The sequence below is a fragment of the Pirellulales bacterium genome (assembly GCA_036490175.1).
Taxonomy (GTDB): domain Bacteria; phylum Planctomycetota; class Planctomycetia; order Pirellulales; family JACPPG01; genus JACPPG01.
In genome coordinates, this window is record DASXEJ010000381.1 from 36,772 (window position 1) to 49,281 (window position 12,510).

The 12,510-nt window shown below is 62.1% G+C and carries 9 protein-coding genes; 1 reads left to right on the forward strand and 8 read right to left on the reverse strand.

Annotated elements, in window-relative coordinates; genetic code table 11:
- Positions 1 to 21 precede the first annotated feature (21 nt).
- From VGG64_29115 to VGG64_29135, 5 genes are all read right to left on the reverse strand, one after another.
- Positions 22 to 1,374, reverse strand: coding sequence for a DUF2252 domain-containing protein (locus VGG64_29115; protein ID HEY1603698.1), 1,353 nt, complete (start codon positions 1,372 to 1,374; stop codon positions 22 to 24).
- A 399-nt stretch (positions 1,375 to 1,773) separates the two neighbouring features.
- Positions 1,774 to 3,966 carry a DPP IV N-terminal domain-containing protein gene (locus tag VGG64_29120; GenBank protein ID HEY1603699.1) on the reverse strand — a complete coding sequence of 731 codons (2,193 nt, stop codon included), beginning with the start codon at positions 3,964 to 3,966 and terminating at the stop codon, positions 1,774 to 1,776.
- 200 nt (positions 3,967 to 4,166) lie between these two features.
- The gene (locus tag VGG64_29125; protein ID HEY1603700.1) at positions 4,167 to 5,216 is read right to left on the reverse strand and encodes an Ldh family oxidoreductase; all 1,050 of its coding nucleotides are present in this window, start codon (positions 5,214 to 5,216) and stop codon (positions 4,167 to 4,169) included.
- Between the two features lie 146 nt (positions 5,217 to 5,362).
- Positions 5,363 to 6,532 (reverse strand): hypothetical protein, encoded by a 1,170-nt coding sequence (locus VGG64_29130; protein HEY1603701.1) that lies wholly within the window; start codon positions 6,530 to 6,532, stop codon positions 5,363 to 5,365.
- A gap of 214 nt (positions 6,533 to 6,746) precedes the next feature.
- The gene (locus VGG64_29135) at positions 6,747 to 7,988 is read right to left on the reverse strand and encodes a Gfo/Idh/MocA family oxidoreductase (protein HEY1603702.1); all 1,242 of its coding nucleotides are present in this window, start codon (positions 7,986 to 7,988) and stop codon (positions 6,747 to 6,749) included.
- A gap of 262 nt (positions 7,989 to 8,250) precedes the next feature.
- Between VGG64_29135 and VGG64_29140 the strand changes: the two genes are divergently transcribed.
- Positions 8,251 to 9,285, forward strand: coding sequence for a trypsin-like peptidase domain-containing protein (locus tag VGG64_29140; GenBank protein ID HEY1603703.1), 1,035 nt, complete (start codon positions 8,251 to 8,253; stop codon positions 9,283 to 9,285).
- A 100-nt stretch (positions 9,286 to 9,385) separates the two neighbouring features.
- Here the strand turns inward: VGG64_29140 and VGG64_29145 are convergent, their stop codons facing one another.
- From VGG64_29145 to VGG64_29155, 3 genes are all read right to left on the reverse strand, one after another.
- On the reverse strand, positions 9,386 to 11,119 hold the full coding sequence (locus tag VGG64_29145; protein ID HEY1603704.1) for a M56 family metallopeptidase: 1,734 nt from the start codon (positions 11,117 to 11,119) through the stop codon (positions 9,386 to 9,388).
- On the reverse strand, positions 11,119 to 11,514 hold the full coding sequence (locus VGG64_29150; GenBank protein ID HEY1603705.1) for a BlaI/MecI/CopY family transcriptional regulator: 396 nt from the start codon (positions 11,512 to 11,514) through the stop codon (positions 11,119 to 11,121). The genes VGG64_29145 and VGG64_29150 overlap by 1 nt, the downstream gene beginning before the upstream one ends.
- A 169-nt stretch (positions 11,515 to 11,683) precedes the next feature.
- Positions 11,684 to 12,478: a DUF1559 domain-containing protein gene (locus VGG64_29155; protein HEY1603706.1), complete on the reverse strand. Its 795-nt coding sequence runs from the start codon at positions 12,476 to 12,478 to the stop codon at positions 11,684 to 11,686.
- Positions 12,479 to 12,510: the final 32 nt, after the last annotated feature.

A 12,510-nucleotide genomic window follows, 5' to 3' on the forward strand; every position in this document is an offset into this window, starting at 1 on the left:
CGTGTTACCTATCGACGCGTGTTACCTATCGACCTCGGCCGGCAGGCGCCCGTCGCTGACGGCCTTGGTAAAGGTGCGGAAATCTTCGTCGTTTTGGTCGGCGTAACTTTCGGCGAAGTCCGCGACCGCCTCGTCGAAGCGATCGCCGGTACCCAGATAGGCGCTGATGGCGCGGGGCTCGCCCGAGCGCGCGTGGGCGCGGGCCAGCACCCAACCGCAAGAGGAAGCGAAACCGGCCATCATGGCCGGATTGTAGACTTCGACGACCGGCTTGACGTGAATGTCGCGCAATTGGCGAACGTAGAAATCGCGCCCGGTTTCGGCTCGCGTCCAACCCAGGAATAGATCGCTGGCCGCCTGCATCAGGCGTTGGCCGATGACAACGCGTTGACCGTTGTTGCCGTAGAGGCATTTATCGACGATCGGCTCCAAGACCGAGGGACGCGCCTCTTTGACTTGCAAAAACAAGATATCGCGCGGCTCGGCCATGAGCAGTAGCACGCCGCAACGCGTCCCCACACTGCCGACACCGACCACTTTTACGGCATGATCGATCAGCTTATAGCGGTCCAACAGCACGCGGCGTTCGTCGGACAATGATTGCCGATAAGCGTGAAAAGATTGGCGGACATGGCTGATAAACTCCACTGCCTCGGCATGCTGGGGATGGTAAATGAGTGGCGGATCGTCATGAATGCGCGGCTCTGCGCTGCGCGCATCCAATAGTTTGGGCGAGCCGCGATCGGTGAAACCGTGGGCCGCCTTGCGGATTTCGCGCACGTCGCGCTTGTCGAACGCTTTGTCCGACAATCGTGCCAGCAGCTCGTCGACATCGACGCTCTCGTACCAAATGTCGAGCGGGGCCATCGTGGCATAGCGCGCCATCTGCTCGCGATAACTGCGCAAACAGGCCAGAGCCGCGGCGCGGGCCTGCGTTGGCTTGAATTCGTTGTGGCGACCCGCGATCACAAAACTGGCTGCCAGCCGCTTGACGTCCCATTCCCAGGGGGCGGGCAGCGTTTCGTCGAAGTCGTTCACGTCGAAGATCAATCTCCGCTCGGGCGTGGCAAAGATGCCAAAATTCATGGCGTGGCAATCGCCGCAGGCCTGCACCCGCAAGCCCGTATTGGGCGTCTGGGCGAGGTCGTCCGCCATGATCGCTGCGGCGCCGCGATAGAACGAGAACGGGGATTGCAGCATGCGGCCGTAACGGATCGGCAGCAAGTGCTCAACCCGGCCGACGCTCGATTCGATGAGGATAGCGACCGGGTCACGGCGATCGATCGACGGGTGCCAATCGGCATGCCCCGAACGCGGCGCTTGTTTGCGTCGTGATCGGCCGTCGTCGGCCGGCGCGTCTTCGGGAGTTGACACGTTTTTTGTCGATTCTTGCCTCGGCGACGCGACCGCCGTTGCTGTGTGCGCTGCAGGGTGAGGATGTTCGGCTACTGCGTGACTCTCGGGCGTCTGCTTGGGCTTGAGCTTTCCCATGTCGAGTCCCCCGTGCGATGTGTTCGCGCTCGGATAGACGTGCGGAATATCCTGTCCAGCCACCGGCGCGCTGCAGAAACTGCCATAACGTGACAAGAGGCCAGCGTCTCGCGGCCGCGTGGCGCCAAGCTGGTACGGTCGCCATTGGCCGGGACGCGTCTGCTGTAGTTTAGAGCGCCGGTGCCTGGCTATGCCAGTATTTTGCCTTCGGCAATTTCGCGGCGATTCGTACGGAGGAAAACACCATCCGGAGTGCCTTGCAAACGACAAGAGCCAGCGGTGCTATTTGCCGGCCACGTGCTTCAGAAAGTGCTCGGCAATCCGCGTGTACAGGCTGCGGGTCATCACCGGATCGGACACCATGTGCGTCAGCCCAGAAAGGGGCAGAAAATCGAAATCGCGCTGGGCGCGGAACAATGCGTCGGCCAGGCGGACGCTGTGCAAGAAATAGACATTATCGTCCGCCGTGCCATGTATGACCAGCAGCGGACGCGTCAGGTCCTTGGCGTAGGTTAGCACTGAGCTTGCCGCGTAGCCCGATTCGTTCTGGTCTGGCAGGCCCAGGTATCGCTCCGTGTAATGCGTGTCGTAATCGAGCCAATCTGTGACCGGCGCGCCGGCCACGCCCGCGCGAAACAGTTCGGGCGCGCGCATGACGGCCATCGCCGCCGCGTATCCGCCGAACGACCAGCCATAGATCCCGACGCGCGACAAGTCGAGCTCAGGATACTTGGCGCCGAGCGCCTTGAGCCCTGTCGTTTGGTCGGCCAGTGGTACGTCGATCAAATTGCCGCGCAGCGCCCGTTCCCACTCTCGGCCACGCCCTGGCGTGCCGCGCCCGTCGATCGAGACGACGATAAATCCCTGTTCGGCCAGCCACTGGTCCAGCAGGTAGCGGCTTCGCGCCGCGACGACCATCTGCCGATGAGGTCCCCCATACACGCTGACGATCACAGGGTATTTCCGGCCCGGCTGAAAGTCGCTGGGTCGTACGATCGAGGCGTGCAGCAGTGGCGACTGCCCCACAGTGGTCAATTCGACGCGCGGCAACAGCGGTGTCGTCTCGGCGATGCTCTTCAACGTCCCGACCTTGCTGCCGTCGCGCCGATGGATCGTGTATTGCGGGTCTGACGAGAGTGTCTCGGTCGTCAGCACGTAAATACCACTGGCCGATGCGACCACCGCGTTATGAACGCCAGGCTCGCGCGTGAGTGGTTCGGGCAGAGGGCGCCCACTGCTGCTCCCCTTGGGCTGATTTCCCCCACCGGGCCTCGTCTGGCTCAGAGGTATGCGGTAGACATGCGTTTGAGTTGGCTCGGCACCGGCCGCCACCAGGACAGCGTTGGCGCTCTCGTCTATGTCGATCACGCGGTGATAATTGAATCCCGAAGGTGTTATGGCACGGACCCGCTGGCCATCGCGTGCGCGCAGTTCGAGCTCCCATTGCCCGTTGCGCTCGCTCGACCATAAAAATTCGTCGCCCGACGGAAGCCAGCGAGGCAGAGTCGGATCGAGATTCAGCCAGGCCTTATCGGTTTCGCGCAACAGCTCCGACGTGGCGCCGCTGGCCGTGTCGACCGCAAGGAGCAACTCTAAAGTTTGCTCACGGTTTTGCACCAGGATCACCGCCGGCGCGTTATCATCCCAGGCGACCGTGGTGAGATAAGGGAATGCCGTGCCATCCCAATCGATCCAGCGGGTCTCGCCGCCGGCCGCAGGAACCAACCCCAATCGGACGCGAGCGTTATTCTTGCCCGGCCTCGGATACCGCCAACTTTGCGCCGGCCGCTCGGGATGGGCCGGGTCGGCGATGTGCAGCGTTTCGACGTCGCTCGTATCCGCCTCTTCGTAGAGGATCGTTTTACTGTCGGGCGACCACCAGTAGCCGCGCATGCGACCCATTTCTTCCTGGGCAACGAACTCGGCCAGCCCATGGGTCAGGGTTTCGGTCGCTCCATCGGTCAGGCGCAGCTCTCGCTCGGATTCGATATCTATGACATACAGATCGCCGTTGCGGACGCATGCCACCTGGCGGCCATCGGGCGAAAAGTGCGCGTCGATGGCTTGGCCGGCCGTACTGGTCAGTTCCTTGGCGGCGCCCGTGGCACGCTCGATAACAAACAGTCGGCCCGACAGCGGCACCAGAACCCGCTGGCCATCGCGGGCAAGCTCGAACGTGGCAATGCCGCGCGCCGCCAGGCGGAGTCGCTCGCGACGGGCTTTCTCTTCGTCGCTCAGTTGCTCGTCCGCGCCCCCCAGCAGCTTGGCCGCGGTGGCCAACACACGCTCGCGGCCCGTCGTCACATCGAACTCGTAAAGATCGCGCACAAAGCTGCGCGGGCCTGATCGCAGAAAAAGCACCGCATCGCCGGCACGCGTGATTTCGATACTCGCGGGCCGCCCCAGGCTGAAGCGGAACGTCTCGGCATACTGTTCCAGGAACTCGGGATGCCGAACCGTCGGCTCATCTGCCATCGAGGTCCTCGCGAAACTGGTGAAAACGAACACAAGCGCGACAACCCACGGCGGCGGGACGACGGCAGGTGACTGGCGAACGAACATGCGGCGACCTCGAACAAGCTGTCGACGAATTCCTGTAAGCAACGCCTCGCAACAATTCGCCGCGTTAGGCGAGATTTTCAGCAGAAAAATGCCCTCGTGGCGGACCTGGCGTCTCACGCTGGGCAGGCAACTCCGAACTTGGCGGCCAACTCGCGCAGGGCCTGCCAATTGCCGTCGTCCAGTGGGATGCCATCGGAGGAGCGCGCGGCCAGCGTGCGGCGTTCTGGATCGCCGGGAAGCAGAATCTCGTCGACGCCGTCGATTCGTGGGCAGCTGCGCACGAAGGCGGCCAATTGAGCGACCTCTTGCGCGAAGTGCGCTTGGCCACACATGCCCTGCGGATCCATGACCAGCATGAAGACGCAATTACCCAATTGATTGATGGGTTTCTCGCGAATCGTAACTCCGGCCGAAAGGGCACCGGCGAGGACCTCGATCATCAGCGCCAGTCCAAACCCCTTGTACGCCTGATCGCCCCCCATCGGGCGAATCGTCCCCGGCGGATCGGCGTAGAGAGAATGAGGATCATTGGTCGGTTGTCCCTGGGCATCGAGCAGCCAGCCATCGGGACACGTTTGGCCCGCGATCCGCTTGACGCGGACTTTGCCTTCGGCCGTGGCGCTCGTGCCGAAGTCTAGGACCAGCGCACCATCGGGGTGCGGCACGCCAAAGGCCAAGGGATTGGTTCCCAGGCGCGGCGCCGTGCCGCCGACCGGCGCCACACGTCGGGCGGCGCCATGCGTGTTCGCCATCAATAGCGAAACCATACCGGCGTCGGCAGCGTGCTCGCAGTATTCGCCCAAGCGGCCGATGTGGCCCGTGTGAATGAGCGTGCCGACACAGACGCCACCGTGACGGGCCTTGGCGATGAGCCGCGCGGTCAGATCGCGCGCCAGCGTCTGGCCGAAGCCCCACTGGCCGTCGGCCAAGAGCAGAGCATGCTCTTCCTTGATAACCTTGAGCTTGGCCCCGGCTTTGAGTTCTCCCTTGGCGAGTTGATCCAGATAGTAGGGAACTCGCATCACGCCGTGCGAATCGTGACCGCGCAGATTGGCCGCTACCAGGCTGCGGGCCACAACCTGGGCCTCTTCCACGGCAAGCCCTCCCGACAATAGTAAGTTCGTGGCGAATTGGGTCAGCTGATCGGCGGCGATGGTCGGCATGGGCAGGTAGGCGTGGGAAAAAGGGAAGGCAATAGCGTAGTGCGCCGCGGCAGACCAGTTTAGCGCCTAGCGCGCCCTGCTAGCAAGCTATGCGGAGCCGTGCTGCTGCACTTCCGAAATGACGGTCATGGTGATGCCGAAGACGCCTAGGGCTCGCCGATGATTACCGCACGGCCGCGACCGATGGGGCCTTCGACCAGCGGGCGCACACCGTCGAGCGCGCGGGGGTCGCCGTTCTGAATGCGCGCCAAGACGTTCATGACGAGCGGCTTTACCACCGGGTAAAGCTCGACCCAGCGGGTCAGCGCACCGGCGGCTTGCACCGTGATCTCGTTGTCCGTCATGCGAAAGTCCATGGCACGCATCTCGGCGCCGGCAAACAGTTCTGATCCCAGCATCTCGAGCGTGATGGTGCGCACGGCCCCGCTGGCGTCGCGGGCGAAATGCGGTCGCACGTCGAACAACTTGTCACGATCGGCCCTAACCTGCGCGAGCTGCGCTTCGAGATCCTGCCGCGTTTGCTCATCCGGGGCGGAGCGCGCGTCGGCACGCAATTGCTCGATTGTCTGACTGGCCGCCGTCAGGCGTAGGCCCGAGATCGCCGTCAGTAGATCCGCGACATCGTCCAGTGATTCCAGACGGTCGACGCGGGCCAAACGCTCGTCGAGCATCTGTGCAAACAATTCGTCATAACTAGCGGGGGCCGGTGCACCGTCCGAGCGATTTTCCTTCCGCCGCTCTTTGAATTGGGCTACCGCGTAGTTTGCCAATGCGACCGTAGGGGTTTGCAGCCGCAGATTGCCATCGAGCAACGCGACCAGTCCGCCGGTTTCAGCCCGCGATACTTGCACGTTTAGCATGGCCGTGACGCGCGTGGGGGCATTGCTCCACGAGGTGCGTCGCAGCGCGGCATCGACCCGCAGCCGCGCGCGATCTTCGGCAAAGTTTGTCCCCTCGGGATCGAAGCCGATACGCAGCGATTCGATACTGTCTCCCCCTCCCAGCAATCCTTTAATGAGCGGGCTGAGCGCGGAGTTGAGTTTGGTCATGTCGAGCGGCACGGGCGTACCGTCGGGACCCGTCGGGGGTGCCAGGGCGCCCAGCACTTGACCACCCAGGTTGCGCAGGCGGTCGCGCCGGTCGGCCCGTTGCTGGTCTGTCAGTTGCCCGCGCGGTATCAGAAGGGGGCGCCGTGCGGGGGCTGCGGGTGCCGGCGCCGGTGCCGGAGTGGGCAACTCTTCTTGGGCGCCAACTAACGGCGCCGACAGCGCCAGGGCCATGCTGGCCAGTGCGATACGGTGAAAAAATAGTCGCATGATGTATAGCTCTCGGCTTTCGGTTGTGGTGGTACTCGCCTCTGCCGGCCCGGGGATGGCCCCCGCGCGTGGAATTAAATCAATGCGGCTGAACACATGCAGAAATTGTACCGCAATCATACTCTTCGGGCGCGCTGGGCCACGCCGCCGCGCAGTCCAGAACCGTGGCTTTCATTGCCGACGGAGACTACCTACTGTTCGCCGTCTACTGGGTTTACGCTATTTCCCAGCGCGCCACCTGACCGCTGCGTAGCGCCTTGTTGCCCAGGTGGGCACCCTTGACGGCGGTGACACCCGCCTCGGCCGGGGCATTAGGCTTCTTACGGCTCCGAATGCACTCGATCCAATTGGTCAGATGCAGCAATTCTCCATCCGGAGTCGCGAAGAAATCCGCTCCGCGGGGGCCTTGGCCCAGAATAAGTTCGCTCGCAGCAAGTTTCTTGTTCCGTTCGGGGATCACTTCGTAACGGCCACGATCGAGGTACAGCGTCCCTTCGGTCCCCATGAATTCCAGCATGGCCGCATTGCGGGCGTTGACAAAAGTTCCTTCGAAGTAGACCTGCGTGCCTTGCTCGGGATAGTGCAAAAGCGTTTGCACCGTGTCGGGCGTTTGCCACAGCCCGCCGGCCTGAAAGTGATCGCCGATCGTGGCGGCTGTCGCCGGATGATCGAGATCGAGATACCAGTTCGCGACATCGAGAAAGTGAACCATCAGGTCGGTCAGGATGCCGCCGCCGAAATCCCAAAACCACCGCCAATTGCGAAAGCGGTATTCATCAAAGGGTTGCTCGGGTGCATTGCCCAAGAACCGCTTCCAGTCGACAGAGGCCACGTCAATGTTCTCAGGCTTGGGATTGTGCCGCGGCTGATTGCGATTCCAGGTCAAATGAACCTTGTGAATCTTGCCGAGTTGGCCGCTGCGGATGATCTCGTGGCCCTTTTGAAATTGCGGCATGCTCCGCTGCTGCATGCCCACTTGCACGATGCGCCCATGTTTGTTCTGGGCGTCGACGACGGCTTGCCCCTCGGCGAGGTTATGCGTCAACGGCTTTTCGACGTACACATCCTTGCCGGCCGCGCAGGCGTCGATCGTAATCGGCACATGCCAATGGTCGGGCGTGGCGATCAGGACCGCGTCGACGTCCTTGCGGTCCAACAGCGCGCGATGATCCTTGGTGGTGAATGGATCTCGGCCGACGGCCTCGCATCCGGCAGCCACGTTCTTGTCCCACACGTCGCACACGGCAACAACTTGCACGCCGGGAACCTTCTGCAGCGCCCCCAATAGGTGCCGGCAGCGTCCGCCGACGCCGATCAGGCCCACGCGGATTGTCTCGTTGGCGGTCACGGCGCGGACCGTGCCAGGAGCGTTTGCGGTCAAGGCCGCTGCGGCCCCCATCCCGGCGATTTGCAAGAATGCGCGACGATCCTGCGACGATGCGTGACGAGTGTCCATGGAAGGCTGCTCCGCCTGAGAGTATTCGAGAATGCTGCACCGCACGAGGGACGTGCCCGTGGCGCGCTCATAATAACCGGCACTCTCGGGCGAAGCCATTGCGGGCTGACGGCTGGGTAACGCAATTTGACGGCCCGAATTCTTCTGATTCGGCGCGAACCTGTCCTGTGCTTGCCGGTCGATTGAGCCGCGCATAGCATTCTTCACCGTTGCCTGTGCGACGGAATGTGTGTTGCGCGGTTTGCGAAAGGAAGGTATCGTGATGCCCGGCTTTTTGGAGCTTGCTGCCAGCGAAGATGCCGTGCGGTTTCCTGCGTCGTCGTCTGTCCGTCGGCCTGCGGACGATGCTGGCCTACTCGACGCTTACTCTCAGGCGGTTACCCATGCCGCCGAGCTTGTCAGCCCCTCGGTGGTGAAGATCGAAGTGCGCCAGGCTGCGCAACGCAATGCGCACGGCCAGGACGTGCCCGGGGGTGGCGGCACTGGCTCGGGGTTTGTCATTACGCCCGACGGCTTCGTGCTCACCAACAGTCACGTGGTCCATGGCGCCGAAAAAGTTCAGGTGATGTTTTCCGACGGGCAGAAGGTGTCGGCCGACGTCGTGGGAGACGATCCGGACAGCGACCTGGCCGTGATCCGGGCCCATGCTTCGGAATTGCCGCCGGTTGTGCTGGGGGACTCGCAATCGATCCGCGTGGGACAATTGGCGATTGCGATTGGCAACCCGCTGGGGTTTAGCTGCTCGGTCACTGCCGGCGTGGTCAGCGCGCTGGGACGTTCCTTGCGGGCGGGAAGCGGCCGATTGATGGACGACATCATTCAAACCGACGCGGCGCTCAATCCGGGCAATTCGGGCGGGCCGCTGGTGAACTCGCGCGGCGAAGTGATCGGCGTCAACACGGCCATGATCTTGCCGGCGCAAGGAATCTGTTTTGCCATCGCCGTGAACACGGCGCGGCTGGTGACCACGCAATTGATCGCCTACGGCCGCGTGCGGCGCAGCGTGATTGGCGTGGCGGGCCAGAATGTCGCACTGCCACGAGCATTGGCGCGGCAGCATGACATACTGTCCGATACGGCTGTGCTGGTGATGGGAGTCGAGCCACGTGGTCCTGCCGCGGCGGCCGGACTGCACGAAGGAGACTTGATTGTCGAGTTCGAGGGGCGTTCGATTGCCAGCATCGACGACCTGCACTCGGTGCTCACGCATGGCCGTATCGGCACGACATGCCGCATTCTGGTGCTACGCGACGGCGATCGAGTCGAACTGCAAATCGCGCCGGCCGAAAAGGCCTGAGCAGCTCTCGCCGATCAGAGTTGAGGAGACGCATCGGTTTGGCGCATAAAAAATGCGTGCCGCGCACGAGGCGCGGCACGCATGCTTGTCAAATATCTCGTTAGCGGGCAGACAAACTTAAGTTCACGGGCTCGCCCCCTGCGATCGTGAACATGGCCTTCAGTAATGCCGGGTCTAGATCATTCGGAAGCAGTCGGACCGATCCGTCGTCAACGGCCACCATGATGCCGCCGAATTCCTTTGCCAGGCCGGCCTTGGGGTGGTCGGCGTCGAACTGCCAATCGTCAGGCTTGGTCCAGGGAATAGCGTGATCTTCGTCCACTTCCACAACCGCGATCGTGTTTGAAAGTCCGTCGGTAATCTGCATCAATTTGACGCCGGTCTCGCCGGGGAACGTGGTCACGGCACCGCGCGGTGTCAGATACACGGTCCGGCCGTCGGTCAGTTTCGAATGGGGCGACTTGTACGTCGCAGGCATCTTGGCGATCAGCGCCTTGTTGTGGTCGCTATCCCACGGCTCATCGAGATGGAATTCCTTGTAGAGATTTTTTTGATCGAGGTACGGCAACACGGCGACGCGCCAACTCAGCAGCGGTTTACCATTCTTGGCAATGTAGGCGGGAGGGAAGGCTTTCGACTCGTCCGTGGCGGCAAAGTTATGATTTGCCAGCATGATCTGCTTGAGATTGTTCATATCGAGTCGTCGATCGCCCGCTTGGTTTTCGGCAGATTTCTTTTCAGGCTCGGTTGCGGCGGGCTGCTTGGCCTCTTGTGCCACGAGTTTCCAAGGAACCACGCTCACGAAGGCTGCGACGACGAGCGCGCTCGCAGCGACAATCAGATAATTGCGAGTAATCGGTTTGACGCGTGTCATGGATAGAATTCTCCTTTCCAGGTTTCCAGAAGAACCAAAAACGCCTGCAGTGGCGAATGACGGACGCAGGCACGCCTCGGGGCGAGTGGCAAGCGACAGCAACAGACGGCCATATTCGACCGGCCGCGCGATACCGCGATCGAGCACCAATTCGTCGCAGGCCGCTTCCTGGGTCTCGGACCAGCCGCGTGCCATGAGCCACACCAGTGGATGAAAGAAAAACAGGGAACGGACCGCCAGCGGCAGCCAATTCCAGGCCAGGTCGCGTCGCTGCAGGTGTGCCAGCTCGTGCCCGGCCATGACGCCGATTTCGGCATTGTCAAATGTCGCCAAAACATCATGCGGAAAAATGATTGTCGGCCGCACGATGCCGACGATGGCCGCGCAGGCCGCCGTACGCGACACGCGCAGCTCGGGCAAATGCCTCAGACCAAGACGCCTCGCTTGCTGCCGGCAAAGCGAGCGGAGCGATCGAGCGCGGACAGCCACGCTGAGACGAACCAGCCGGCGGGCAGCGCTCCACTGCCGCACGGCAATCACGATCGAAAACAGCACACCGATCAGCCAACAAAAGCATGCGACGATCTTTGCGACGCGCGCAACGGCGGGAGCAACGGCACCATGGGTCTTCGAGGCGGCCTTGGTCTGGCCGTACTGTTCAACTTTACCAAGCTGTGTCAGTTGGGACGCGTTCGTGGCCATAGCCTGGGCTGGCGCCAACGACGCCGTGTTAGGCGGCAGCACCGGTACGTCTACCGGCATGGCCCAGACTATGGCCACGAGCAATTTCACGCACGCCAATCGCCACATCCAGCACACGACGCGCGGCGACAGAAACGTACACCTACACGACAAGAGCCAGACGATGGCCAGCACAATGCCCCCTTGCCAGGTGGCGCGCCACATAGCGTCGAACCACGACTCGGTCCACGGCCCGATGTATTGCAGAAGAGTATTCATCATTTGCTCTCCTTATCGCGGGCTTCGAGTTCTCGCAGCAATTGTTCGACGCGGCGCGCTTCGGCCTCGGTCAGGTTGGGAGCCTTGGCGAGATAAGCGATGAAAGGGGACATCGAGCCGCCCAGCACATCCTCGACAAAGTTGCCCACCAGGCCGTGCAACAGGTCGGCCTTGGTGATCTTGGGCCGGTACTGATGCACGCCGTCGACCTTGCGGCGGCCGAGATAGCCTTTGCTGCGCAGCCGCTCCATGATCGTGAGCAGCGTCGTGCGGGCCTGGCCCGAAGTTTCGGCAAAATACCGGGCGACTTCGCGCACCGTGATGGGATGGTGGTCGGCGACGTATTGCAGCACGTCGAGTTCCAGCGGACCGAGCGATTCACGCGGGGGCGACATAGTGGGTCTCCTTTGCCTATGCGTGTAGTCAGTGTATCGAAGACTATGCGCGTAGTCAACAGCGCGCGGAAAATAATTGAGGATCGAAGCGCACCGCAAGCCGTGGCGAGCAATGCGCGAACAGAGACGCATCGCGCCAGGGTGAATTCAGCCACGAACCCGTCACCGCCTAATCCGGCAGCCGGACGGGCTCGCCCCCGTTGCGGGTGAAGAGGGCCGTTAAGGTTGGCTCGGCAATCGTATCGGCGATGAAGTGGACCGAGCCATCGCACAGCGCGGCGTGGAAACCGCCCAGGTAGTGCCCGCCGAGTTCGGCCTTGGGGTCCTGCGGTTCAAACTTCCAATCGTCGGGCTTGGTCCAGGGAACCGCGGCTGCGTCGTCGACTTCGACCACGGCGATCGTGTTTGAGGTGCCGTCGGTGATATGCGCGAGGCCGATATTCTTGCCTCCGGGAAATGACGTGTTGTCGCCGCGCGGTGTGACGTACACCGTGCGACCGTCTTTAAGTACCGATGTCGGGGCCCGATAAACGTCGGGCATCTTTGCGACGAGCGCCTTGTTGTATTCGCTATCCCATGGCTCGTCGCGATGAAAATCGTTGTAGAGGGCCTGCTGTTCCAGGTAAGGGAGCAATGCGACCCTCCAGCTCAAAAGGGGTTTCTCCGCTGTGCCTGAGTACGCCGCAGGAAGCTTATTGAAGGTGTCGTGATAGTTGAGCATCGCGAGCATGATGCGTTTCATGTTGTTTGTCGTTTTTTGCTTATTCCTGGCCTCGGCCGCTGCCGCTTTGGCGCCCTCCTTGTCATCATCCGCGAGCGCGACGGCAAACACGGTTGTGGGCCGCTTCGTAGCGGCGTCTTCGGCCGCGAGCCGTGCGACGAACAGGCCCCCTACAAAGAAAAGTAGGAAGAATGCTGTTGAGAAATGATGCCGACAAGCAAGTCGATAGACGCGAACCGCCATGAGAAGCCTCCCCCCTCTTTTTTTAGACCGAT

What these genes read in the sequence shown, in the direction of transcription:
- VGG64_29145 (HEY1603704.1), bottom strand. Translation starts at nt 11,119, where the DNA reads ATGAATACTCTTCTGCAATACATCGGGCCGTGGACCGAGTCGTGGTTC.
- VGG64_29150 (HEY1603705.1), bottom strand. Translation starts at nt 11,514, where the DNA reads ATGTCGCCCCCGCGTGAATCGCTCGGTCCGCTGGAACTCGACGTGCTG.
- VGG64_29155 (HEY1603706.1), bottom strand. Translation starts at nt 12,478, where the DNA reads ATGGCGGTTCGCGTCTATCGACTTGCTTGTCGGCATCATTTCTCAACA.
- VGG64_29125 (HEY1603700.1), bottom strand. Translation starts at nt 5,216, where the DNA reads ATGCCGACCATCGCCGCCGATCAGCTGACCCAATTCGCCACGAACTTA.
- VGG64_29135 (HEY1603702.1), bottom strand. Translation starts at nt 7,988, where the DNA reads ATGGACACTCGTCACGCATCGTCGCAGGATCGTCGCGCATTCTTGCAA.
- VGG64_29140 (HEY1603703.1), top strand. Translation starts at nt 8,251, where the DNA reads ATGCCCGGCTTTTTGGAGCTTGCTGCCAGCGAAGATGCCGTGCGGTTT.
- VGG64_29130 (HEY1603701.1), bottom strand. Translation starts at nt 6,532, where the DNA reads ATGCGACTATTTTTTCACCGTATCGCACTGGCCAGCATGGCCCTGGCG.
- VGG64_29120 (HEY1603699.1), bottom strand. Translation starts at nt 3,966, where the DNA reads ATGGCAGATGAGCCGACGGTTCGGCATCCCGAGTTCCTGGAACAGTAT.